The sequence below is a fragment of the Saccharopolyspora sp. NPDC000995 genome, from assembly GCF_053599315.1.
Map to the genome: position 1 here is coordinate 1 of NZ_JBSFLZ010000004.1, position 22,371 is coordinate 22,371.

General features: G+C 69.3%; 22 protein-coding genes. 12 read left to right on the forward strand and 10 right to left on the reverse strand.

From position 1 onward, the window contains the following. Positions 1-87 precede the first annotated feature (87 nt). Together ACWDKQ_RS02645 and ACWDKQ_RS02650 are read right to left on the reverse strand one after the other, a co-directional pair. Entirely contained in the window at positions 88-354 is a 267-nt protein-coding gene (locus tag ACWDKQ_RS02645) for a hypothetical protein (protein WP_450137024.1), read from the reverse strand. Between the two features lie 2 nt (positions 355-356). Continuing rightward, positions 357-494: a hypothetical protein gene (locus tag ACWDKQ_RS02650; protein WP_450137025.1), complete on the reverse strand. Its 138-nt coding sequence runs from the start codon at positions 492-494 to the stop codon at positions 357-359. Between the two features lie 514 nt (positions 495-1,008). Here ACWDKQ_RS02650 and ACWDKQ_RS02655 point away from each other — a divergent pair. The 3 genes from ACWDKQ_RS02655 to ACWDKQ_RS02665 all read left to right on the forward strand — a co-directional run bounded on the left by ACWDKQ_RS02655 (position 1,009) and on the right by ACWDKQ_RS02665 (position 4,617). Further along, a complete protein-coding gene (locus tag ACWDKQ_RS02655; RefSeq protein ID WP_450137026.1) occupies positions 1,009-2,523 on the forward strand; it encodes an ATP-dependent DNA ligase in 1,515 nt (504 codons plus the stop codon). A gap of 12 nt (positions 2,524-2,535) precedes the next feature. Further along, positions 2,536-2,955 carry a DUF4288 domain-containing protein gene (locus ACWDKQ_RS02660; protein WP_450137027.1) on the forward strand — a complete coding sequence of 140 codons (420 nt, stop codon included), beginning with the start codon at positions 2,536-2,538 and terminating at the stop codon, positions 2,953-2,955. Between the two features lie 222 nt (positions 2,956-3,177). Next, a complete protein-coding gene (locus tag ACWDKQ_RS02665) occupies positions 3,178-4,617 on the forward strand; it encodes a GuaB1 family IMP dehydrogenase-related protein (RefSeq protein ID WP_450137028.1) in 1,440 nt (479 codons plus the stop codon). 79 nt (positions 4,618-4,696) lie between these two features. Here ACWDKQ_RS02665 and ACWDKQ_RS02670 read toward each other — a convergent pair whose 3' ends face one another. Together ACWDKQ_RS02670 and ACWDKQ_RS02675 are read right to left on the reverse strand one after the other, a co-directional pair. After that, entirely contained in the window at positions 4,697-6,073 is a 1,377-nt protein-coding gene (locus tag ACWDKQ_RS02670) for a PhoH family protein (protein WP_450137029.1), read from the reverse strand. A gap of 472 nt (positions 6,074-6,545) precedes the next feature. Continuing rightward, positions 6,546-7,742, reverse strand: coding sequence for a DUF885 domain-containing protein (locus tag ACWDKQ_RS02675; RefSeq protein WP_450137030.1), 1,197 nt, complete (start codon positions 7,740-7,742; stop codon positions 6,546-6,548). Between the two features lie 276 nt (positions 7,743-8,018). On the opposite strand from ACWDKQ_RS02675, the gene ACWDKQ_RS02680 reads away from it, so the two are divergent. Then, the gene (locus ACWDKQ_RS02680; RefSeq protein ID WP_450137031.1) at positions 8,019-8,264 is read left to right on the forward strand and encodes a hypothetical protein; all 246 of its coding nucleotides are present in this window, start codon (positions 8,019-8,021) and stop codon (positions 8,262-8,264) included. 305 nt (positions 8,265-8,569) lie between these two features. Next, positions 8,570-8,815, forward strand: a complete 246-nt coding sequence (locus ACWDKQ_RS02685) for a hypothetical protein (protein WP_450137032.1) — start codon at positions 8,570-8,572, stop codon at positions 8,813-8,815. Positions 8,816-8,875: 60 nt separating this feature from the next. Here the strand turns inward: ACWDKQ_RS02685 and ACWDKQ_RS02690 are convergent, their stop codons facing one another. Further along, positions 8,876-9,652 (reverse strand): isoprenyl transferase, encoded by a 777-nt coding sequence (locus ACWDKQ_RS02690; RefSeq protein WP_450137033.1) that lies wholly within the window; start codon positions 9,650-9,652, stop codon positions 8,876-8,878. Positions 9,653-9,998: 346 nt separating this feature from the next. Between ACWDKQ_RS02690 and trhA the strand changes: the two genes are divergently transcribed. Continuing rightward, positions 9,999-10,625, forward strand: coding sequence for a PAQR family membrane homeostasis protein TrhA (gene trhA / locus ACWDKQ_RS02695; RefSeq protein ID WP_450137034.1), 627 nt, complete (start codon positions 9,999-10,001; stop codon positions 10,623-10,625). 246 nt (positions 10,626-10,871) lie between these two features. Here trhA and ACWDKQ_RS02700 read toward each other — a convergent pair whose 3' ends face one another. Both ACWDKQ_RS02700 and ACWDKQ_RS02705 read right to left on the reverse strand, forming a co-directional pair. Further along, complete coding sequence (locus ACWDKQ_RS02700) at positions 10,872-11,474, reverse strand: hypothetical protein (protein WP_450137035.1); 603 nt, start codon at positions 11,472-11,474, stop codon at positions 10,872-10,874. A 144-nt stretch (positions 11,475-11,618) separates the two neighbouring features. Next, positions 11,619-13,643: a thioredoxin domain-containing protein gene (locus ACWDKQ_RS02705; RefSeq protein WP_450137036.1), complete on the reverse strand. Its 2,025-nt coding sequence runs from the start codon at positions 13,641-13,643 to the stop codon at positions 11,619-11,621. A 196-nt stretch (positions 13,644-13,839) separates the two neighbouring features. On the opposite strand from ACWDKQ_RS02705, the gene ACWDKQ_RS02710 reads away from it, so the two are divergent. The 3 genes from ACWDKQ_RS02710 to xylB are packed head-to-tail and all read left to right on the forward strand — an operon-like array spanning position 13,840 to position 17,116. After that, a complete protein-coding gene (locus ACWDKQ_RS02710) occupies positions 13,840-14,865 on the forward strand; it encodes an NAD(P)-dependent alcohol dehydrogenase (protein WP_450137130.1) in 1,026 nt (341 codons plus the stop codon). A 6-nt stretch (positions 14,866-14,871) separates the two neighbouring features. Then, positions 14,872-15,690 (forward strand): DeoR/GlpR family DNA-binding transcription regulator, encoded by an 819-nt coding sequence (locus ACWDKQ_RS02715; RefSeq protein ID WP_450137037.1) that lies wholly within the window; start codon positions 14,872-14,874, stop codon positions 15,688-15,690. Between the two features lie 34 nt (positions 15,691-15,724). After that, a complete protein-coding gene (gene xylB, locus ACWDKQ_RS02720) occupies positions 15,725-17,116 on the forward strand; it encodes a xylulokinase (RefSeq protein ID WP_450137038.1) in 1,392 nt (463 codons plus the stop codon). Between the two features lie 778 nt (positions 17,117-17,894). Here xylB and ACWDKQ_RS02725 read toward each other — a convergent pair. After that, positions 17,895-18,206 carry a hypothetical protein gene (locus tag ACWDKQ_RS02725; protein WP_450137039.1) on the reverse strand — a complete coding sequence of 104 codons (312 nt, stop codon included), beginning with the start codon at positions 18,204-18,206 and terminating at the stop codon, positions 17,895-17,897. Beyond that, positions 18,203-19,084, reverse strand: coding sequence for a mycothiol conjugate amidase Mca (mca, locus tag ACWDKQ_RS02730; RefSeq protein WP_450137040.1), 882 nt, complete (start codon positions 19,082-19,084; stop codon positions 18,203-18,205). Before mca ends, ACWDKQ_RS02725 begins: the two co-directional genes overlap by 4 nt. Before the next feature lie 196 nt (positions 19,085-19,280). Between mca and ACWDKQ_RS02735 the strand changes: the two genes are divergently transcribed. Both ACWDKQ_RS02735 and greA read left to right on the forward strand, forming a co-directional pair. Further along, on the forward strand, positions 19,281-19,718 hold the full coding sequence (locus tag ACWDKQ_RS02735; protein ID WP_450137041.1) for a DUF4307 domain-containing protein: 438 nt from the start codon (positions 19,281-19,283) through the stop codon (positions 19,716-19,718). Positions 19,719-19,909: 191 nt separating this feature from the next. After that, entirely contained in the window at positions 19,910-20,398 is a 489-nt protein-coding gene (greA, locus tag ACWDKQ_RS02740; RefSeq protein ID WP_450137042.1) for a transcription elongation factor GreA, read from the forward strand. Positions 20,399-20,463: 65 nt separating this feature from the next. Here greA and ACWDKQ_RS02745 read toward each other — a convergent pair whose 3' ends face one another. After that, on the reverse strand, positions 20,464-20,961 hold the full coding sequence (locus ACWDKQ_RS02745; protein ID WP_450137043.1) for an Lrp/AsnC family transcriptional regulator: 498 nt from the start codon (positions 20,959-20,961) through the stop codon (positions 20,464-20,466). Between the two features lie 216 nt (positions 20,962-21,177). Between ACWDKQ_RS02745 and hppD the strand changes: the two genes are divergently transcribed. Next, a complete protein-coding gene (gene hppD, locus ACWDKQ_RS02750) occupies positions 21,178-22,323 on the forward strand; it encodes a 4-hydroxyphenylpyruvate dioxygenase (protein ID WP_450137131.1) in 1,146 nt (381 codons plus the stop codon). Positions 22,324-22,371 lie beyond the last annotated feature (48 nt).

Genomic DNA, 22,371 nt, shown 5'->3' on the forward strand with positions numbered 1-22,371 from the left:
GCCGATGATCACGGTGAGGGCGCTGCGGTGAATCGATCTGGAAGTGCGCATGCCGACCCCTCATCGGCCGGCCGCCGGCCTTCGGTGCTACTGCGGCGTCGGCGCGGCCGCCTTTCGCTTGCGCCGCAACAGGATCAGCGCCACCGCCACCGCCACCGCCACCGCCACCGCCACCGAGTGTGGTCGGCCTTCGCAAGACGCCTCGTAGCTGCGCCGGGCGCTTTCGACCACGGTCGGCAGCTTCTGCTCCAGGGTGCCCGCGCCGGTATCGGTGTCGGTGCCACCGGTGGCTTCGGCGATGCACGAAAGCTGTTGCCGCGCTTGGTCGTCCACCTGGTAGCCCGCGGTGTGCACGCTCAGGTCCACACCGAGGCATCGAGTTCCCTCGCGACCTCGCACGGGTCCGGCGGCGCGCACGTGTCGAGACCGTCGGAGATCAGGGTGATGGAGCGCAGAACTTCCTCAGGCAGCGCTTCGGCGGCCGCGCGCAGCACCTGCCCGATCGGCGTGTACCCGGACGGCCGGATCCCGTCGACCTACTGCTTCAGCTCGGCGGCGTCGAGCGGGCCGACCGGCCGAGCGGTGACGATGTCCTGGCAGCCCCACGCCTACTCCGCATCGCCGCTGCCGGTCTGCGTCGGCGTAGACCGGCAGGCTTCGCTGCGTGTCCGCGCACAATCCGTCCACCAGCGAGTTCAGCGCGTGCTTCGCGGCATCCATCCGGATGCCGCCGGTCGGCAGCTGCTCGGTCATCGATCAAGCGGCGTCCGGCGACACCTTCACCGGCGCTGGTTGCCGCGATTCCTGCGCAACCGCCGTCGCGGGCAACAGCGGGGCGGCGGGCGCAAAGCACTTCCAACCCGCGCAATGCGACCACCCAATCACTCGCCTGCCCCGGGATCACACGATCGGACGGACACTGCGCACATCGGTCTCCGGGCGATCCCGAAATGCCCGGTCGGCGCGGCGCGGGTGCGGGTTGTCGGGGGCAGTGCGCACCATGAGCGCATGGTGCTGCTCGCAGATTTGGTGGCGACCTCGCGAAAGGTCTCGGCGACGCGTTCCCGCAAGGCGAAGACCGCGGCTATCGCCGGGCTGCTCGCGCGGCTCGACGCCGAGGAGGTCTGCCCGGCGACAGCGCTGCTGGCCGGTGAGCTGCCGGGCGGCCGGGCCGGGGTGGGCTGGTCGACGCTGGCCGCGCTGGAGGTCGAACCCGCAGCCGAGCCCGCGCTGACGATCACCGATGTCGACTCGGCGATCGACGCGGTGCGACAGATCCGGGGCGCCGGTTCGGGACAGCGCCGGGCCGAGGCGTTGACCGGCCTGCTTGGCAGGGCGACCGGCGGCGAGCAGGAGTTCCTGGTGCGGCTCTTCGGCGGCGAACTCCGGCAGGGCGCGCTGGAAGGCGTCATGGTCGAGGCCATCGCCGCAGCAGGCGAGGTCCCGACCGAAGCGGTGCGGCGGGCTTTCATGCTCTCCGGCCGGCTTCCCGCGACTGCCGAGGCCGCGCTGCGCGGCGGCGAACCGGCGCTCACCGGGTTCCGCTTGGAGGTGGGACGGCCCGTCCGTCCGATGCTGGCTTCGCCAGCCGAATCCCTGGGTACGGCGCTCGACGAACTCGGCGAAGTCAGCGTCGAGTACAAATTGGACGGTGCACGCATCCAGGTGCACCGCGACGGCGACGAGGTGCACGTCTACACCCGCACGCTCCGCGAGATCACCCGCAATGTGCCGGAACTCGTCGACCTGGTGCGAGGTCTGAACTGCCGGGCGGTGGTACTGGACGGCGAGACGCTCGCGCTCGACGACGCCGGGCGTCCCCGGCCGTTCCAGGAGACCATGGGCCGGTTCGGCGCCCAGAACTCACGCGATCTCCTGCTGCACCCGTACTTCTTCGACTGCCTGCACGTCGACGGCGAAGACCTGCTAGACCGGCCGCTGCAGCACCGCCTCGACGCGCTGGAACGAATCGCACCGCAGCACCGGATTCCGGCGGTCCTTTCGCCGTCGGCGGAACGCGCGGCGGATCTGTTCGACGAAGCGCTGGACGCCGGGCACGAAGGCGTCATGGTGAAGGCGCTGGACTCGGTGTACGCGGCGGGGCGACGCGGCCGGTCCTGGCGGAAGGTCAAGCCCGAGCACACCCTCGACCTGGTCGTGCTCGCCGCCGAGTGGGGCCACGGCCGCCGTCGCGGGTACCTGTCGAACCTGCATCTGGGCGCGCGAGACCCCGACGGCGGCCCGCCGATCATGGTCGGCAAGACGTTCAAGGGCCTCACCGACGAGCTGCTGGCCTGGCAGACCGCGCAGTTCCAGGGCCGTCAGACCCACCGCGATGCCTGGACCGTCCACGTCGTGCCCGAACTCGTCGTGGAGATCGAACTGGACGGCGTGCAGGCCAGCACCCGTTACCCGGGCGGTGTCGCGCTGCGCTTCGCCCGCGTGCTGCGCTACCGGCCCGACAAGGACGCCGCATCGGCCGACAGCATCGAGGCGGTTCGCGCCATGCTGCCGGGCGGGTGAGATCCTGACGGTATGAGCGGCAACGACTTCGACGCGATCGGCTCGATCAACATCGGACCGGGCACCATCGACCCGCGCGAGTTCCAGGCGAACGCGGGCGCGGTCGAACTGGACTACTACGTCGCGGTCCTGGTCCTGGAGGCCACTTCGGACGCGGCCGACCACGAGCCGCTCTACGAGGAATCCTTCGTGCTGCTCAAGGCGGAATCCGAAGAAGAGGCGAGGGAGAAGGCGGCCGAGCACGGCAAGCAGCAGGAAATCAGCTACCAGAACGAGAACCACGAACTGATCACCTGGAAGCTGAAGCAGATCGTCGAGGTGAAAACCCTCGAAGACGCCACCTTCGACGACGGCACGGAAATCTACAGCCGATTCTTCCGCAATTACCAGGCCTACAGCTCCTTCGAACCCCTCACGGAAGAAGAAGCCTAGAAACGCAGGGGCCAGGGTCCGGCAATACAGCGGGCACACCCGGCGTACTTCCACGTACCTCGGTACGCAGCCACGGCAAGTGTGGCAATGGGAGGCGCCGAGGCATCAACTTCAACCCTAACCGATCTGGTGATCTTGAACTGTGCCTTGGGAAACGCAGAGGTCAGCCCGCCAGGTCAGGGGAGGCGACTGGGGACGTTCGACCCCGTATGGTGGTCAGACGTGCAGTTCTTGAACGGGCAGAGGCCCTCCACCGATCTGACCTACGACGACGTCTTCCTGGCGCCTCGGCGTTCCGGCGTCGAGTCCCGCTTCGACGTGGACCTGGCCACCAGCGACGGTACCGGGGCGACCCTGCCGATCGTGGTCGCCAACATGACCGCCGTGGCCGGCCGCCGGATGGCCGAGACCGTCGCCAGGCGCGGCGGCTTGGTCGTGCTGCCGCAGGACGTCGATCCCAGCGCGGTCGCCGAGATCACCGCCTGGGTCAAGGCGCGGCACCCCGTGTGGGACACCCCGCTGGTGTTGCACGCCGATGACGCCGTCGCCGACGCCCTCAACCTCCTGCCCAAGCGTGCCCACGGCGCCGTTGTCGTCGTCGACGACGACAACCGGCCGCTCGGGGTCGTCGACGAGGTTGCGTGCACCGGGGTCGACCGGTTCGCACGGGTCGGGGAGGTCGCCGACCGGCACCCGGTCGTGCTGCCGCTGGAGACCAAGCCCCGCGAGGTGTTCGAGCAGCTGGACCAGCACGCCCGCAACGTGGCGATCGCCATCGACGCCGACGGCCGCCTGGCCGGAATCATGACCAGCCGGGGCGCGCTGCGCGCCGAGATCTACACCCCGGCGCTGGACGACTCCGGCCGATTGCGGGTGGCCGCGGCGGTCGGGGTCAACGGCGATGTCGCAGCCAAGGCCTCCGCGCTGCTGGACGCGGGGGTCGACACGCTGGTCGTGGACACCGCGCACGGCCACCAGGAGAAGATGATCGCCGCGCTGGGCGCTGTGCGGTCGGCGAGCCCGACCGTCCCGGTGGTGGCCGGCAACGTGGTGACTGCCGAGGGCGTGCGCGACCTCGTCGAGGCGGGCGCCGACGTGATCAAGGTCGGCGTCGGGCCGGGCGCGATGTGCACGACGCGGATGATGACCGGTGTCGGCCGGCCACAGTTCTCCGCGGTCGCCGAATGCGCCGCGGAGGCGCGCAAGCTCGGCAAGCACGTCTGGGCCGACGGCGGTGTCCGGCACCCGCGCGACGTGGCGCTGGCGCTGGCCGCCGGTGCGGCATCGGTGATGGTCGGCTCGTGGTTCGCGGGCACCTACGAGTCGCCCGGCGACCTGCAGCGCGACGAGCACGGGCGGGCCTACAAGGAGTCCTTCGGCATGGCGTCCAAGCGCGCCGTGTCCGCCCGGACCCGCACCGACAGCGCTTTCGACCAGGCCCGCAAGGCGCTGTTCGAGGAGGGGATCTCCCGCTCCCGGATGCGCCTGGACCCGCAGCGGCCGAGCGTCGAGGACCTGCTGGACCAGATCACCTCCGGTCTGCGCTCGTCCTGCACCTACGCCGGTGCCCGCAGCCTGGAGGAGTTCTACGAGCGCGCCGTGGTCGGCATCCAGTCGGCGGCCGGCTTCGCCGAGGGCCGCCCGCTGCCCACCGGCTGGTGACCCCGAACCCGCTGTGGTGCCGCGTGCGGGGCACCCGTGCCCGGGTTACTCGGTCACGAGGTGCCCCGCACCTCATCTTCTACGGGGTGAAGTCACCTTCCAGGAGTTCGGTCACGAGGGCCGCGATCGGGGAGCGTTCCGAGCGGGTGAGGGTGATGTGGGCAAACAGCGGGTGGCCCTTGAGCTTCTCGATCACCGCCGCCACCCCGTCGTGGCGGCCCACCCGGAGGTTGTCGCGCTGGGCGACGTCGTGGGTGAGCACCACCCTGGAGTTCGCGCCCAGCCTGGACAGCACCGTGAGCAGCACGTTGCGCTCCAGCGACTGCGCCTCATCGACGATCACGAACGAGTCGTGCAGCGACCGGCCCCGGATGTGGGTCAGCGGCAGGACCTCCAGCATCCCGCGGTCCATCACCTCATCCAGCACGTTCTCACTGACCAGCGCGCCGAGGGTGTCGAACACCGCCTGCGCCCACGGCCCCATCTTCTCGTTCTCGGTCCCCGGCAGGTAGCCGAGTTCTTGACCGCCGACGGCGTACACCGGCCGGAACACCAGGACCTTGCGGTGCTTCTGCCGCTCCAGCACCGACTCCAGGCCCGCGCACAGCGCGAGCGCGGACTTGCCCGTACCGGCCCGACCGCCAAGCGAAACGATCCCGATGTCGGGGTCGAGCAACAGCTCCAACGCGATCCGCTGCTCGGCGGAGCGGCCGTGCAGGCCGAACGCCTCCCGGTCGCCGCGCACCAACCTGACCTGCTTGTCCGCGGTCACCCTGCCCAGCGCGCTCTGCGAGCCGGAAAGCAGCCGCACCCCGGTGTTCGGTGGCAGGTCCCGGGCCTCGTCGAGGTCGGCGATACCGTCCTTGAACAGGACGTCCACCGTATCCGGCGGCACCTCGACGTTGGCCATTCCGGTCCACCCCGACGGCACCACGTCCTGCGCGCGGTACTCCTCGGCGTCCAGGGCCACCGCTGCGGCCTTGACCCGCAGCGGCATGTCCTTGGTGACCAGCGTGACCCGGTGCCCTTCGGCGGCCAGGTTCAACGAGCAGGCCAGGATGCGGGCGTCGTTGGAGTCCGTGCGGAACCCCGGCGGCAGCACCCGCGGGTCGGAGTGGTTGAGCTCCACGTGCAGGCTGCCCCCGTCCGCGCCGACGGGAACCGGTTTGTCCAGCTGCCCGTGCTGTATCCGCAGGTCGTCGAGGGCGCGGAGGGCTTCTCTGGCGAACCAGCCGAGTTCGGGGTGGTGGCGTTTGCCCTCCAATTCGCTGATGACCACCACCGGGAGCACGACGTCGTGCTCGGCGAAGCGGGACATCGCCCATGGATCGGACAGCAGCACCGAGGTGTCCAGGACGTAGGTCCGGATCTCCCTGCCGCCGGCTTGCGCGGTGCTCGCGGACTCGCCGCTACGTGCTGGGATCTCCGCTGGAGGCTGGGAACGTCGTGCGGTCACGGCTACTCCCTCGCGGGCGTGGCATGCACACCCGCTCGTCGGCGGGCCGGGCCTGGCCCCGTCGCGCCCCGGCCGGACCGGTCGTCCGCCGTGGCCGCAGGGGCCAGGCACCGGCCCTTCGCGACCAAGGTGGACGTGCTAACCGTCCGCTCCATCCAGCAGCCACGATCAGGGCCTCCCGGACGGGCCGCGTACGGACTTGCGATTGGAACGGCCCGTCAACAGCGCACGCTACCTGCGTAGGTTGCGTCTCGGCAGGCAGCCACACAGGTGATTCGCCGAGTCGTCGACTTCTCTTCATGTTCCTCGAAGTCCGCGCAGGTCACGGGCTTGCCGACCGCGTCGACCGGGAGTGGAACACCGTTCGGAGGCGGTCAGACCACCTTCGGCGGCCATCGCGGAGCACCTTCCACTCAGGCACTCCACGTGATCAACACTCCACCGAATGGGTGATCGGCGTCGGGTGAACGGATCAGACCCTCGCCGCCAGCTCCGCCCGGACGGACTCCGGAACCAGCGGTTCGTCGAGCAGCCGGCGATAACGATCGGTGCTCGAAGTGCCTGCCGGCCGGTTTTCCAGCCAACGGCGCAGCAGCCGGTAGCCCTCGACGTAAGTGGTGGTGTAGGCGCGCCACAGCGGATCCCGCATGAAGCGCACCAGGTGCCGGGCCCGCTGTTGCGACATCAGCAACCAGCGTTGCAGGTAGGCAGCCACCTCGGCGTCGTCCGCGCCGCCATCGTGCAACATCAGGAGGGCATCCTGGCGGACCGTCAGCAGGCGGCTCATCGCGATCTCCATTCGCTCCGCCAGCTCGCCGTCCATCCAGATGCCCAGGTCCGCGAAGATCTCCGCCGCCCACGGCCCCCAGCCCGGCCCCACCGCGGCCTGCAGTCCGAGGTCGGCCAGGCCCTCGGCCATCAGGCACTGCGGCGTGTTGACCAGGAAGATCGTGTGCTCGGCCTGTGCGTCCCGGATCGCCAGCCCGGCCTCCTTACGGCAGTGCTCCGTGTGGTGGCCCGGGTAGGACTCGTGCGCCACGAGCTGCGGCAGGTTCGCGGCCCGGTGCCCGACGTCGGCGTTCACGGCCACGCGCGACCGGTACTCGCCGAGGTAGTGGTTGAAGCCGCTCCACGGCTTGTCGGTGACGATCTGGTAGTCGACGACCTCCTGGGCCGGCAGGCCGAACTCGCGCCGAACGCGGTCGCGCAGCGCGCTGGAAACCGCTTGGACGCAGACCTTTAGCCGCGTGGCTGGCACCGCATCCCGGCTTCGGACGGCATTCAGGCGCGCGGGCAGCGAGCCCCGGCCCGGCAGCACCTCGGCCAGCTCACGGTGCGCCTCGCGGTACTCGTCCTGATCACCGAGCATCGGCGTGACCTGGAAATAGGCCTCGACCTCGGCCGGGAACGTCAGCTGCTCGCCGGCCAGCCCACGCCCGGAGCACTCCAGCGCCGTCAGCTGCGCGGCGAGGAACCGGCGGCGCGGCTCGGCCAGTCCGGACTCCGGCAGCGCAGCGCGCAGCCGCTGCGCGTCGGCGGTCAGCCGCAGCGGGTCGGGATGCGACTCGTCCTGCACCCGCCGACGCCGCGCCGGGTCCCCAGTGAAGGAATCCACGAATCCCGGGACGAGCCGTTCGAATCTGAGCCCGAGAAGCACGTATTCCGTCACGAGCGCTTCGGAGTCCATATCGGGACACTACGCCGCGCACTCGCGCGCGGACCACTGGGCTCGTTTCCCCAAGTAATCGAAACCACACAATTTGCCGCCGCAACGAAAAATGTGCGACACGACACACGCGGATCACACAATGGTGTTAACGAGGTGTTTTTTCTTCGGCTCACCTGGATATCTTTCACGCCGAGTACGCCCTCCCGGCTGGAACTTATGGGGTGCGCAGCCGGGGAAGGAACGCGCTCTTCATCCCATCCAACAAGGAGCAACAAAGTGCTTAAGAAGGCTGCGATCGTCGCCGGTGCCGCCGCCGGGCTGCTTGCCCTGGCCCCCGTCGCCAACGCCGACAGCGCCGACAACGACGGCATCAACATCGCGAACGACAACAACGTCAGCGTCCTGCCGGTCCAGGCCTGCGGCAACAACATCGCCGTGGCCGGCGCGGTCGTGCCGATCCTGTCGCCGCAGCTCAACAACTGCATCAACGCCCCGATCGTCGACCACCCCAAGGCCAGCTGACCGAGCCGAACCAGCTGCCTCTGGTAGGCGGATCAGATGTCGAAAAGGGGCGTCGGGCCAACCCCGACGCTCCCTTTTTGCGCGCAATCGCCGGGCCGGAAGGTTCTCGCCACGCAATTCCGCATCGCCACGTGCTAATACGAGATTCGCGTTCACACAATAGTGTTAACGAGTTTGGGTATCCGGCATGCCGCAGGTAGCTTTCAGCCGGAACAAGACAGACTCGATGTCCACCTCGCGGACTTTTCCGAAGTCCACCTGGTGCAAACTCCGAATACCGCGGTTAACAGAGGAGAGTGAACAAAGTGCTCAAGAAGGCTGCAATCGTCGCCGGTGCCGCCGCCGGGCTGCTTGCCCTGGCCCCCGTCGCCAACGCCGACAGCGCCGACAACGACGGCATCAACATCGCGAACGACAACAACGTCAGCGTCCTGCCAGTCCAGGCCTGCGGCAACAACATCGCCGTGGCCGGCGCGGTCGTGCCGATCCTGTCGCCGCAGCTCAACAACTGCATCAACGCCCCGATCGTCGACCACCCCAAGGTCAGCTGACCGAGAGCAGCGCACGGGAAAGGCCAGGTCTCTCGGACCTGGCCTTTCCGCTTGTCGGGATCAGCCGCCGAAGCGACGGTGCCGGACCGCGTAGTCGCGGAGCGCGCGGAGGAAGTCGACCCGACGGAAAGCCGGCCAGTACGCCTCGGTGAACCAGAACTCGGAGTGCGCTGACTGCCACAACATGAAGCCGGACAGGCGCTGCTCCCCCGAGGTGCGGATCAGCAGGTCGGGGTCGGGTTGTCCGGAGGTGTAGAGGTGCTCGGCGATGTGGTCGACGGTGAGGACCTCGGCCAGCTCCTCGATCGTGGTGCCGGCTTCGGCGTGCTTCTGCAGCAGCTTGCGCACCGCGTCGGCGATCTCCCGGCGCCCTCCGTAGCCGACCGCGACGTTGACCTCCATGCCCGTGCGCCCTTTGGTCCGCAGTGCGGCGGCGGACAGCCGCGCGGCGGTCTCGGTGGGCAGCACGTCGAGGGCACCGACGATCCGCACCCGCCACGGTGTGGCCGGGTCGGTGAGCTCGTCCACCACCCCGGCGATGATCTCCATCAGGGCGTTCAGCTCGTCGGGGGTGCGGTTGAGGTTGTCGGTGGACAGCAGCCACAACGTCACGACCTCGACCTCGGCTTCTTCGCACCAGCCGAGCAGTTCGGCGATCTTGCGGGCGCCGACGCGGTGGCCGTGGGCGGCGTCCAGGCCGGCCTCCTTGGCCCACCTGCGATTGCCGTCCAGAATGACGCCGACGTGCCGGGGATGTTGCACCCCGTCGAGCTTCCGGCGCAGTCGCCGCTCGTACACGTCGTAGATGAGTTCTTTCAACCGAACCTTGAGCGCCACGCCCGATGAGCCTACGCGGATCCCGAAGCCGCGTGTCCTCCACCTCGAGTCCGAAGTACCGCAGTCCGAAGTGCCGCAGTCCGATATGCCGCAGTCCGATATGCCGCAGTCCGATATGCCGCAGTCCGATATGCCGCAGTCCGATATGCCGCGCAGATCACGCCGGAACGCCGCGGCTCGCGCCGCTGCGGAACCCCAGGTAACCGACTTGCACGCACGGTGGAGCGCCGGTGCCGTTGACCACGTCGTCCGTTGGATCCCTGGCCGCGAACCTACGGTCCCGTAATCTCGAGGTGTGACTAGCGCTCTCTCCGCTCGCCGCCCGACCGCATTAGTGAAACCGCGGATGCGCGGCTGGATCCACTTCTGGTCGCTGGTGGTGTCCGTCGCCGCCGGTGCCACGTTGATCGCCCTCGCAGCTTCGACCGTGTCGGCCGCCGCCGCTGTGGGCACCTCCATCTACGTCGCGACCGTGCTTGGCCTGTTCGGCGTCAGCGCCCTCTACCACCGCAAGACCTGGAAGACGATCGGGGCGCGCACCTGGATGCGGCGCCTCGACCACTCGATGATCTTCCTGTTTATCGCGGGCACCTACACGCCGTTGGCGATGGTGGCCATGCAACCCACGACGGGCGCGGTGGTGCTTGCTGTCGTCTGGGGTGGCGCGCTGGGCGGCGTGATCTTAAAGCTCGCTTGGCCCAACGCACCGCGCTGGGTGGGCGTGCCGGTCTACATCGCGCTTGGGTGGGTCGCGGTGTTCGTACTCCCCGACCTGCTGCACAACGCCGGGATGGCGGTGCTGGTGCTGCTGATCGCCGGCGGGCTGATGTACACGGCGGGCGCGATCTTCTACGCGACCCGGTGGCCGGACCCGTGGCCGAAGACCTTCGGCTACCACGAGTTCTTCCACGCAGCGGTGTCGTTGGCCGCGGTCTGCCACCACATCGCGATCTGGCTGGCGCTCTACGCATAGGAATGTCGCAGGCGCCGTTTTGCGTGGCGGCGCGGGTGGCGGGACCACAGAGGCCTTCTCGGCTCCGGGATCCCAGCACACGTATGACCAATACGTCGTGGCGGGGACGGGCCTCACCGAGAGCCCTTCGGCGGGCACAGAACGGCCTGGCTCCACCTCACCAACCGCTGTGAAGCGAATGGATCTTTCACCTCCATCAACGACACAAACGGTCCATTCGCTCCACACCAGCACCTTCCGAACAAGCTAGTCGCCGGGTTGCGGCTGCGGGCCGCGGTTGCGTAGCTCGTCGACCTTGGACAGGGCTTCGCGGAGTTCGCCCAGCCAGTCCTCGGTGTGCTGGCCGACCAGGCGCACCGCCCAGGCCAGCGCCTCGGAGCGGGACCGGGCCACCCCCGCGTCCACGAGCGTGTCCAGCACCATGCGCTCGGGCTGGTGCAGCCGGGTCATCACCGGCACGGACAGCGTGGTGAACAGCTCCTCGGAGTCGCCGAGCCGGGCACCCCAAGCGACCTTGCGGCCGTAGCGGTGCTCCGCTTGGCGGGCGATCTCGATCCGCTCCTCGCGGGTCTCCTCGCGGAAGCGCGCGACCCGGCCGCTCTCCGCGGCGGCGCGCTCGGCGTCGTCGGCGAATTCGCCGCCCACCGGCGGCAGTTCGCCGACCACCAGGATCTCCTCGCGGTCCACGGTGACGGTCGGGCTACCCGTGAACCACCCATCGGGCAGCCGCCCGGTGAACCACGCCTTGGCGTCCTCGGCCGTTGGCGGCTCGCTGCGCCGCCCGCCACCCGCCCACGACGGACCTCCCCGACCTCGACCGCGAGCCGTTCGATTAAACCTCGAATACATGACTCCACCTCCCAATTACAGAATTACACCGTTACTTCGCAGGTGGGGAGGGTTGTCGTTCGGCCCGCAGCGAAACCGGCCAGCGCGGGGCCGTGAGTCTTCTGGGCAGCTGGAGCCAAGCCACCCAACGGACTCACGACGCCCTCAGCGGGTCAGGGAATCGATGAGGTCTTCGGTCGTGGTGACCGGGCGGTCGCACGCATAGCCGCGGCACACGTACGCCGCGGCGGCTCCGCCGACCAGCGGCCGCCCCGCCAGCAGTGGCACCCGGCTCGACTCCGGCTCCCCGGCCAGCGCCACAGCTCCGCCCGGGGCGCTCCGCCGAGCCGCGGACAGCAGCGCCGCCCGGTCGACGTCGTCGGCTTCGCCGACCACCGCGACCTGGAGCGGGCCGTGGGCGCGAGCCTCGGCGACGCTGAGCCAGTGACCCGCGAAGCGGGGAGCGCGCTGCGCGAGGAGCCCGGCACGGGCGAGCGCCCGCTCCGCCGCGGCGCGGTAGCGCGCGGTGGCGTCCGGGCCGGCGAGCGCGGCAGCGGTGAGCAGGGCCGAGGCGAGAGCCGAGGCCCCGGCGGGGCTGGCGTTGTCGGTGGGGTCGGAGGGCCGGCGGACGAGGGATTCGGCGTCGGCCGCCGTGTCGTAGAACATGCCCGGGTGGTCGGCGTCGGCGAACTGCTCCAAGGCCGTGTCCAGCAGCGAGCACGCGGCTTCGAGCCAGCGGGGCTCTCCGGTCGTCTGGTGCAACGCGAGGAGCCCGTCGGCGAAGCAACCGTAGTCGTCGAGCACCCCAGCGGCCGTTCCGACCACGCCGTTGCGGGATGTGCGCCGCAACCGGCCGTCGATCAGGTGCCGCTCCAGCAGCAGCTCCGCCGCCTTCGCCGCCGCGTCGATCCAGCGCGGTTCGTCGAGCACCTCGGCAGTCTCGGCCAGCGCGGTGATCGCCATGCCGTTCCAGGCGGTTACAACCTTGTCGTCCTTGTCCGGCTGCGGGCGCTGGTCGCGGGCGTCGCGGAGGCTGTCGCGCACCCGCCGCCAGCGGGCCGGGTCGTCGGGGTCGTGCTTGAGCTGCAGCGTCGACGCGCCGTTTTCGAAGGTGCCCGCCTCGGTGACCTCGAACAGCTGCGCCGCCCATTCCCCGTCGACCGGGCCGAGGACCTCCCGCAGCTGCTCCGGCGTCCAAACGTAGGTCAGCCCTTCGACCCCTTCGGTGTCGGCGTCCAGCGAAGCCGCGAAGCCGCCTTCCGGCGTCCGCAGGTCCTGCAGCAGGAACCCGGCCGTCTCGCGGGCCACCCGCTCGGCGAGCGGGTTGCCGAGCCGGGCGAGGTGCACGTACGTCCGGAGCAGCAAGGCGTTGTCGTACAACATCTTCTCGAAGTGGGGCACCACCCACGCGGAGTCGACGCTGTAGCGCGCGAAGCCACCCGCGAGCTGGTCGTAGATGCCGCCGCGGGCCATCGCCGAGCAGGTGGCTTCGGCGAGTTGCAGCGCGGAGTGACCGTCCTCCGGCATGCCGACCCGCTCGTGATGGCGCAGCAGGAACTCCAGCACCATCGACGGCGGGAACTTCGGCGCACCGCCGAATCCGCCGTGGACCGCGTCGAATTCCGCGTGCAGCCGGGAGACCGCACCGGTCAGCACATCTTCGTCCAAAATGGACTCGGGGAGCGGGGCTCGCTGCGCGGCTAGCTGCTCCACCACCCGCGTGGCGGCCTTCCGGACCTCCTCGCCACGACCGCTCCACGCCTGCGCCACGGCGTGCAGCAGTTCACCGAACGACGGCATGCCGGACATCGGCTGCGCCGGGTAGTAGGTGCCGCAGTGGAAGGGTTCTCCGTCCGGGGTGAGGAAGCAGGTCATCGGCCAGCCGCCCTGCCCGGTCATCGCCTGGGTGGCCTCCATGTACACGGAGTCAATGTCCGGCCGCTCCTCGCGGTCCACCTTGACGTTCACGAAGTTCTCGTTCATCACCCGCGCGATTTCCGGGTCCTCGAACGATTCGTGCGCCATCACGTGGCACCAGTGGCAGGCGGCGTAGCCGACGGACAGCAGAACCGGCACGTCCCGCCGCCGAGCCTCGGCGAACGCCTCGGGCGACCAGGGCCACCAGTCGACCGGGTTGTCGGCGTGCTGGAGCAGGTAGGGGCTGGTCGCGTTCGCAAGCCGGTTCGCCATGCGCCCAGCCTCCCACTTCGACCGACCCGGCGCACACAGCCCCGGTGGCGCGACGAGCCCGATTTGTTCTCACAAAAGGTGTTACAAATAGTCTCATCTCTGCTAATAATTACGGCCGCTGCGGCGCTCGCAGGCCGGCTCGGCTGGCCGGCCGCCGGTGGCTCACCACCGGCCTGACCTCGGGAGCTTGCCAATGATGTCGAAGACCATGCGCGCCTCGGTGCTGCGCGGCGCCCGGGACATCGCGCTGGAAGAGCGCCCCGTGCCCGAACCAGGCCCGCAAGAGGTGCTGGTCCAGGTCACCTCGGTCGGCGCCTGCGGCTCCGATGCGCACTACTACCAGCACGGCCGCATCGCCTCGTTCTTGGTCGAGAAGCCGTTGATCCTCGGGCACGAAGCGGGTGGAGTCGTCGTCGCGTGCGGCGCCGCGGTCACCCGCCACACCCCCGGCCAGCGAGTCGCCATCGAGCCGGGAGTGCCGTGCTTCGTGTGCACGCAGTGCCGCAGCGGCCGATACAACCTGTGCCCGGACATGCGTTTCTTCGCCACCCCACCGATCGACGGGGCGTTCTGCGAATACGTCGCGGTGCACGAGGAATTCGCTTACCCCGTACCGGAAACGGTTTCCGATGACGCGGCGGGCCTGCTCGAACCCCTCTCAGTCGGGGTGTGGGCCTGCCGCAAGGGCCGCGTCGGCCCCGGGTCGCGGGTGCTGATCACCGGCGCGGGACCGATCGGGTTGGTCGCCGCGCAGACCGCCAGGGCCTTCGGCGCGAGCGAGGTCGTCGTGACCGACGTCAACGCCCACCGGTTGGCCCTGGCCGCTGAACTTGCCGCGACCGGAACCGTCGACGTTCGGCAGACCTCGCTGGCCGAGTCCGGCTGCGAACCCGACGTTCTCCTGGAGTGCTCGGGAGTTCCGGGCGCGACCGTCGAGGCGATCCGCGCGGTCGCCCGCGCCGGGCGCGTGGTGCTGGTCGGCATGGGCGGCGACGAACTGGCCCTGCCGCTGTCCCACGTGCAGAACTTCGAAATCGAGCTGACGGGCACGTTCCGCTACGCCAACACGTGGCCGACGGCCATCGCGCTCGCCGCTTCGGGCGCCGTCGACCTGGATCGGCTGGTCACGCACCGCTTCGGGCTGGCCGAAGTCGGGCAGGCGCTCACCATCTCCACCCGCGACGAGGCGGCCGTGAAGGCCGTCGTCCGACCGCAGGAGTAGCCGGGTATGGGCAACGTGCGGTCGTCGGATGCGGTGGTCGAGCAACGCAGGCGGGCCGTCCTGCAGCATGTCATCGAGCACGGCGGGGCCCGCATCGACGAACTCGCGGAACGCTTCGAGGCCAGCCTCATGACGATGCACCGCGATCTCGACGAGCTCGCCGAACGCCAGCTGCTGCGCAAGCTGCGCGGACGCGTCGAGTCGTATCCGTCGCTCACGGTGGAAACCGCGACCCGCTTTCGCGTCGGGCTGCGCGTCGCGGAGAAGGAAGCGCTGGCCACGGCAGCGGCAGCGGAGGTCCGGCCGGGCATGACGGTGCTCATCGACGATTCCAGCACGGTTTTCCCACTGGCCAAGGGGATTTCGGCGGTCGACCGGCTGACCGTGGTGACCAACTCGGTCGCCGTCGCGCAGATCCTCGCCGACACCGGACGCGAAGTGGTGCTGCTGAGAGGCCGTTACCGCGGCGAATTCGACTCGTGCACCGGCCCGGACGTGCTGCGCGCACTGGCCCGGCTGCGCGCCGACGTGTCCTTCACGTCCGCTACGGCCATCGCCGACGGCCAGCTGTTCCACCCGATCCAGGACTACGCCGACATCAAGGAAGCCGTCATCGAATCCGCGGCGCACAACGTGCTGCTGGTCGACCACTCCAAGTTCGGCAAGACCGCGACCTTCGCCTACCACGACGTCGGCTCCTACGACCTGGTCGTCACCGACGACGCCACTCCCGAGCCAGAACTGGCTGCAATCCGCGACGCAGGCACCGAAGTGCGGGTCGCGCCGCTGCCCGAAACCAAACACCCATCCGAGGAAAGCAACTGATGAATTCCACTGTGGTCAGCATAGGAGCGCCACGATGACCCTGGTCGCCGGAATTGACTCCTCCACCCAGTCCGCCAAGGTCGTGATCTGCGACGACACGACCGGAACCGTGCTGCGGGAGGGCCGCGCACCGCACCCGGACGGCACGGTCGCGGACCCGGAGAGCTGGTGGCAGGCGCTGACCAACGCCACCGAAGGTCTCCTCGACGACGTCGCCGCCATCGGCATCGCCGCCCAGCAGCACGGCATGGTGGCGCTGGACGAGCAGGGCACGCCGGTCCGCCCCGCCCTGCTGTGGAACGACAACCGCTCCGCGCAGGCCGCGATCGACCTGACCCGGGAGCTCGGCGGACCGCAGGCGTGCGCCGAGGCGATCGGCACCGTGCCGGTCGCCAGCCTCACCGCCAGCAAGCTGAGGTGGCTGTCCGAGCACGAGCCGCACCTGGCAGACCGGGTGACCGACGTACTGCTGCCGCACGACTGGTTGATCTGGCGCCTGACCGGCGAATTCGTTACGGACCGCGGTGACGCGTCCGGCACCGGCTACTGGTCACCGAGGGAAGGCCGGTACCGGCAGGACGTGCTGGCCACCGCCTTCGGCGGTCGGACACCCCGCACACCCCGGGTGCTCGCCCCAGCCGAAGCAGCCGGGCGCACCCGGGACGGCAAACTGGTTTCGGCCGGCACGGGCGACAACATGGGCGCCGCGCTGGGCTTGGACGTCCGGTCCGGCGACGTCGTGGTGTCGCTGGGCACGAGCGGCACCGTGTTCGCCTCGGTCAACAAGCCGAGCGCGGACCCCACCGGCCAGATCGCCGGATTCGCCGATGCGACGGGCAGATTCCTGCCGCTGGTGTGCACGCTAAACGCGGCCCGGGTGCTCACCGCGACGGCGACGATGCTCGGCGTCGAGATGGCCGAGTTCGACCGGCTGGCCTGCGGGGCCAAGCCCGGTGCCAGCGGGCTCGCGCTGCTGCCGTACCTCGACGGCGAGCGGACCCCGATCCTGCCGGACGCCAGCGGCACCCTCGTGGGACTCCGGCGCGACAACATGACACCCGAGAACCTCGCGCGTGCCGCCGTCGAGGGGATGCTGTGCGGACTCGCCGCCGGTGTCGATGCGCTGCGCGCGGATGGCGTCGAGGTGGCCCGGGTGCTGCTCATCGGCGGCGCAGCCCAATCACGGGCGGTGCAGGTCGCGGCACCGCTGATCTTCGGCGTGCCGGTGACGGTGCCCGCGCCCGCGGAGTACGTCGCCCGGGGAGCCGCCCGGCAGGCGGCGTGGGCGCTGGCGGGAACGGCGCAGCCTCCGGAATGGGCGCTGCCGGGAGCGGCGGAGCTCGAAGTCGTCGATTCCGAGGCGGGCGCCCGCATCCGCGAACTCCACCACGGGGCGTTCGCCCAGGTGCACGGCGAAACCACCTGAACCGGTCAGGGCCTGTGAGTGCTCTTGGGGCGCTACGGCACCCTGGGGGTCTCTCGGTTTCGTCGGTCACTCATTCGCCGGGAGCAGGTGTTGCGCACGCGGCAACGAGAACTGGCCGCGGAAACTCGTAAGAATCGATCAAGATATCCAGCCGGTCCGCCGAGAGGTTCTTCTTCCCGCGTTCGACATCAAAGAGATATGCGGCCGCGATGCCCATCTTCTTGGCGGCAGCAGCGCCGCTGCCCGGCAGGGTGGTGCGTCATGATCCTGCTGGGCCTGTTCCAGAATCCGCCCGGCTACCTTGCTGTGATCGGCCCTTTCGCAATCGTGGCAGGAGTTCTCGCGGTGATACCGATACGCGGCGGCACCGGCCAACACGCCGGTACCGGACCCGGCGGTGACGGTTTGGCAGCTCAGCGAGGCCCTGGAAGCCGAGCGCACCGCCGGGCTCGCGGCTGCGCGCATCCCCGCAATTCCATTGAAATTGCGGACGGCCCCGGGGATCTCACAGTTTCCCTGAAACTGTGGACGAACCTCCGCCCGAAGACGTGATCCGGTGGCCGGAGGAACCGGTGTCGGACTACGTGGGCCGCCACCGGCTCTGGTGGGACAACCGCAGCTGATCGATCAGGGGAGATTCCGTTGCCTGCAGGGGCGGCTTCCAACCAACCGCCCGATGGCACCACCGAGGCACCAGGGCCTGCCCGGGCCCTCCGGCCGGTAGGCCACCCATGCCAACCCACCGGTCGCACCGCCACCGGATTCGGCTTCGCGCCCGCTAGGGGGCTTCTTCCTTGTCCGGCTTCGCCTCGCCGGGCTCCGCTTCCGGCTCCTCGCCGCGCTTCGCCTCCGCTTGCTTCACCCTCGCCGGGGCCGCTGCCTCGGCCTTCTTCTCGTCGAAGACCACCGGGACCTTCTTCAGGTGCTTGGTCATCGAGCGGACCAGGAGCACCACCGCGATGGCGAAGACGATCAGCAGCACCAGGCCGACCGGGGAAGACTTGCCGAAGTCTTCGCCCTGGCCGCCCGGGTCGTTCGGCGGAGCGGGGGCCTGCGCCAGCACGTGGGCGACAGTCTCCCAGGCAGTCATGCGCACACCTTCTCCTGCACGCCGGAGAACAGATCGTCTTCCGGCAACGTGGTGTCGACCAGCGAGCGCACCAGCTCGTAGTCCTCAGTCGGCCACAACTCGCGCTGGATGTCGAGCGGTACCGCGAACCAGCGGCTGTTCGGGTCGATCTGGGTCGCATGGGCTCGCAGCGCGTCGTCCCGCTGCTCGAAGTGTTCCCCGCACGCGACCCGGGTGGTGACCCGCTCGTCCGGGTCCGGCCGGGTCGAGTCCCACTTCTCCAGCCACTCGCCGTACGGCGACTCCAGGCCGTCGGCCAGCAGCGCCTCGTGGAACAGCTGCATGCGCTTGCGGGAAAAGCCGTGCGAGTAGTACAGCTTCAGCGGCTGCCACGGCTCGCCCGCGTCCTGGTGCAGGTCCGGGTCGCCGGCCGCGTCGAAGGCCGCCACCGAGATCTCGTGGCACCGGATGTGGTCCGGGTGCGGGTAGCCGCCGTTCTCGTCGTAGGTGATAACCACGTGCGGGCGGAACTCCCGCATCACCTTCACCAGCTCGCGGGTCGAAACCTCCATCGGCACGGTGGCGAAGACGCCCTCCGGCAGCGGCGGCAGCGGGTCGCCCTCCGGCAGCCCGGAGTCTACGAAGCCCAGCCACCGGTGCTGCACCCCGAGGATCTCGGCCGCCGCGGCCATCTCCGCGCGGCGGACCTCCGTCAGGTTCTCGACGACCTCGGGCCGGTCCATGGCCGGGTTGAGGATGCTGCCCGCCTCACCGCCCGTGCAGGTGACCACCATCACCTCGTGACCTTCGGCCACGTAGCGCGCGGTCGTCGCGGCGCCCTTGCTGGACTCGTCGTCCGGGTGCGCGTGCACCGTCATCAGCCGCAGCTTGTCCGCCATCGCCCGGTAGTCCTCCCGCTTTGCAGCATCTCTCGTGAACGCGGCCCCGCTGACAGGCCGCGGGACACCCCAGGGATACTTAACGTGGATGTCGGGTCCCATTGTTCCCGGTGGGTCCGACGTTCCTGGCGCCAGCCCCCGCATGACCCGTCCGCGGGCGGTGGCGAAGCCCGCAGTCGAAAGGCCTCCCAGCTCGGTGACGAACCAGCAGATCCCGCAGAACCGGTATGGTTCGCGTGCCCGCACGCGGACGCGCCCGGGTCTCCGCTGGGCGCTGACAGCGGTCGTGCTGGTCGCCCTGGTGAGCGTGGCGATCGTGGGCTACCGCAACCTCGGCAGCGCGCCGATCGAGGGCAAGCAGGTCGCGTTCGAGATCCTCGACGACCACTCGGTGCAGATCGTCCTGGAGGTCCGGCGCGACGAACCGCAGCGGCCCGCCGACTGCGTGGTGCGCGCCCGCGCCGAGTCCGGTGAGGAAGTCGGTCGCAAAGAGGTCCTGATCCAACCTGCGGACGACATCACCAGGCAGGAGACTATCTTGCGGACCTCCGCCCGAGCGACCATCGGGGAGGTGTACGGCTGCACTTACAACGTTCCTGAATATTTGTCCACCCGCCTACGGCCAACTGGGTGAACACCGGCGTACCGCGCCGGGTGCTGGGAAAATCCCGCCCCGGGTCGTGGTGCCTCGTGCTATTGTCGACTTCAGCACGGTCCCGCGCGGGCCGTGTTTTTCCGTTACTTGGCTATCGCCGAGAAATAAAGCGCGGAAATGCAATTCGCCCGTGGGGAAACGCGGGCCGCAGTCGACGAGGAGTGGTGACCGTGAGCGAGACCCAGGTGACCTGGCTGACCCAGGATGCTTACGACCGGCTCAAGGGAGAGCTGGACGAGCTCGTGGCCAACCGCCCGGCGATCGCCGCGAAGATCAACGAGGCCCGCGAGGAAGGCGACCTGCGGGAGAACGGCGGCTACCACGCCGCACGCGAGGAACAGGGCCAGATCGAGGCCCGCATCCGTCAGCTGCAGGAGCTGCTGCGCACCGCCAAGGTCGGCGACGTGCCCACGGAGTCGGGCGTCGCCCGCCCGGGCTCGGTGCTGACCGTCCGCTACGACGGCGAGGACGAGACCGAGAAGTTCCTGCTGGCCACCCGCGAGGAAGGCGCGCACGGCGAGCTGGAGGTCTACTCGCCGAGCTCCCCGCTGGGCAAGGCGCTGCTGGACGCCAAGGAAGGCGAGAGCCGGGAGTACGAGCTGCCCAACGGCGGCACGATGACGGTAACCCTGGTCAAGGCCGAGCCCTTCTCCGGCTGAGCCGATCTGATTTTTCCCGCGGGCGTCCCCGGTAAAGGGGGACGCCCGCTGTGTTTTGCGCCAGATCAGGACTCCCGGCGTGCGTCATCGGCCGCTAGGCGTTCCAGCAGCGGGCGCACCCTCGGAGCCACCGGCGTGGACAGGGCGATCGACGTCGAGGTGCGCCGAACCCCGGACACCCCGACGATCTCGTCGATGACCCGTTGCAGGTCGGCGTTGGAGCGGGCGACCATCCGCACGAACAGGTCCCCCTGCCCGGTCGTCGCGTGCACCTCGCACACCTCGTCGATCGCCGCCAGCTGCTCCGACACCAGGCGCCGGTAACCCTGTGCGATCTCCAGCACCGCGAAGGCGGTCAGGCCGTAACCCATCGCCGCCAGGTCCAGCTCCGGCGGGAAGCCCAGCAGGACGCCGCGCTGCACCAACCGATCCATCCGCGCCTGCACGGTGCCACGCGCGACGCCGAGCCGGCGCGAGCACTCCAGCACCCCGAGCCGGGGCTCGTCGGAGAGCAACAGCAGCAACCGGGCGTCCAACGCATCGAGCCCCTCGGCATTGGGCATGTCACATCCCTTGTTCAGATTGACCAATACAGCCAGCCATTTGGATCAAATGCTGACCAGTTTGTGCAGCGAAATCAACGACTATTGCTCAGGATGACCTGTCCAGCGCACGCTAACCCCGTCAGCGCTTCGGCGAAAACACGGGAGGACATCGTGACCGGCACCGTCAACCACGGCAGCCAGACCGCGGAGCTCGACGACGTCACGTTCGGCCAGATGCAGCGCCTCGTCGGCCTCGTCGAACACGACGACTCGAAGGACCCGTTCCCTGTCAAAGCGCTCGACGCAGTGGTGTTCGTCGTCGGCAACGCCACCCAGAGCGCGCTGTTCTACCAGGTCGCGTTCGGCATGGAGCTGATCGCGTATTCCGGTCCCGAGCACGGCAACCGGGACCACAAGGCCTTCGTGCTGAAGTCCGGGTCGGGCCGGTTCGTGCTGAAGGGCGCGGTGGACCCGGACAGCCCGCTCGCCGACCACCACCGCCGGCACGGCGACGGCGTGGTCGACCTCGCCCTCGATGTGCTCGACGTCGACAAGTGCGTCGAGCACGCCCGCGCGCAGGGCGCCACGGTGCTCGAAGAACCGCACGACGTCTCCGACGAGCACGGCACGATCCGGACGGCGGCGATCGCGACCTACGGCGAGACCAGGCACACACTGCTGGACCGCAGCCGCTACGCCGGCCCCTACCTGCCCGGATACGTCGCACAGCAGGGCAGCTACGTCAAGCCGACCGACGCCCCCAAGCGACTGTTCCAAGCCGTGGACCACTGCGTGGGCAACGTCGAGCTCGGCCAGATGGACCGCTGGGTCGAGTTCTACAACCGCGTCATGGGCTTCGTGAACATGGCCGAGTTCGTCGGCGACGACATCGCCACCGACTACTCGGCGCTGATGAGCAAGGTGGTGGCCAACGGCAACCACCGGGTCAAGTTCCCGCTCAACGAGCCGGCCGTCGGAAAGCGGAAGTCGCAGATCGACGAATACCTGGAGTTCTACCGGGGCTCGGGATGCCAGCACATCGCGCTGGCCACCGGCGACATCATCAAGACCGTAACCGCGATGCGGGCCGCCGGCGTGGAGTTCCTGAGCACGCCGGACGCCTACTACGAAGACCCGGCGCTGCGGGCCCGGATCGGCGAGGTGCGGGTCCCGATCGAGACGCTGAAGGAGCACGGCATCCTGGTCGACCGCGACGAGGACGGCTACCTGCTGCAGATCTTCACCAAGCCGGTCGGCGACCGGCCGACCGTGTTCTACGAGCTGATCGAGCGGCACGGTTCGCTGGGCTTCGGCAAGGGCAACTTCAAGGCCCTCTTCGAGGCGATCGAACGCGAGCAGGAGCGCCGCGGAAATCTGTGAACATTACGCTCCCAATGGGAATCGGCGCACCGATTCCCATTGGGCCTT

Excerpts from the sequence above, each read along its gene's own strand:
- ACWDKQ_RS02655 (WP_450137026.1), top strand. The coding sequence starts at position 1,009 with ATGGTGCTGCTCGCAGATTTGGTGGCGACCTCGCGAAAGGTCTCGGCG.
- ACWDKQ_RS02660 (WP_450137027.1), top strand. The coding sequence starts at position 2,536 with ATGAGCGGCAACGACTTCGACGCGATCGGCTCGATCAACATCGGACCG.
- trhA (WP_450137034.1), top strand. The coding sequence starts at position 9,999 with ATGCGCGGCTGGATCCACTTCTGGTCGCTGGTGGTGTCCGTCGCCGCC.
- ACWDKQ_RS02700 (WP_450137035.1), bottom strand. The coding sequence starts at position 11,474 with ATGTATTCGAGGTTTAATCGAACGGCTCGCGGTCGAGGTCGGGGAGGT.
- ACWDKQ_RS02705 (WP_450137036.1), bottom strand. The coding sequence starts at position 13,643 with ATGGCGAACCGGCTTGCGAACGCGACCAGCCCCTACCTGCTCCAGCAC.
- ACWDKQ_RS02710 (WP_450137130.1), top strand. The coding sequence starts at position 13,840 with ATGTCGAAGACCATGCGCGCCTCGGTGCTGCGCGGCGCCCGGGACATC.
- ACWDKQ_RS02715 (WP_450137037.1), top strand. The coding sequence starts at position 14,872 with ATGGGCAACGTGCGGTCGTCGGATGCGGTGGTCGAGCAACGCAGGCGG.
- xylB (WP_450137038.1), top strand. The coding sequence starts at position 15,725 with ATGACCCTGGTCGCCGGAATTGACTCCTCCACCCAGTCCGCCAAGGTC.
- ACWDKQ_RS02725 (WP_450137039.1), bottom strand. The coding sequence starts at position 18,206 with ATGACTGCCTGGGAGACTGTCGCCCACGTGCTGGCGCAGGCCCCCGCT.
- mca (WP_450137040.1), bottom strand. The coding sequence starts at position 19,084 with ATGGCGGACAAGCTGCGGCTGATGACGGTGCACGCGCACCCGGACGAC.
- ACWDKQ_RS02745 (WP_450137043.1), bottom strand. The coding sequence starts at position 20,961 with ATGCCCAATGCCGAGGGGCTCGATGCGTTGGACGCCCGGTTGCTGCTG.
- hppD (WP_450137131.1), top strand. The coding sequence starts at position 21,178 with ATGCAGCGCCTCGTCGGCCTCGTCGAACACGACGACTCGAAGGACCCG.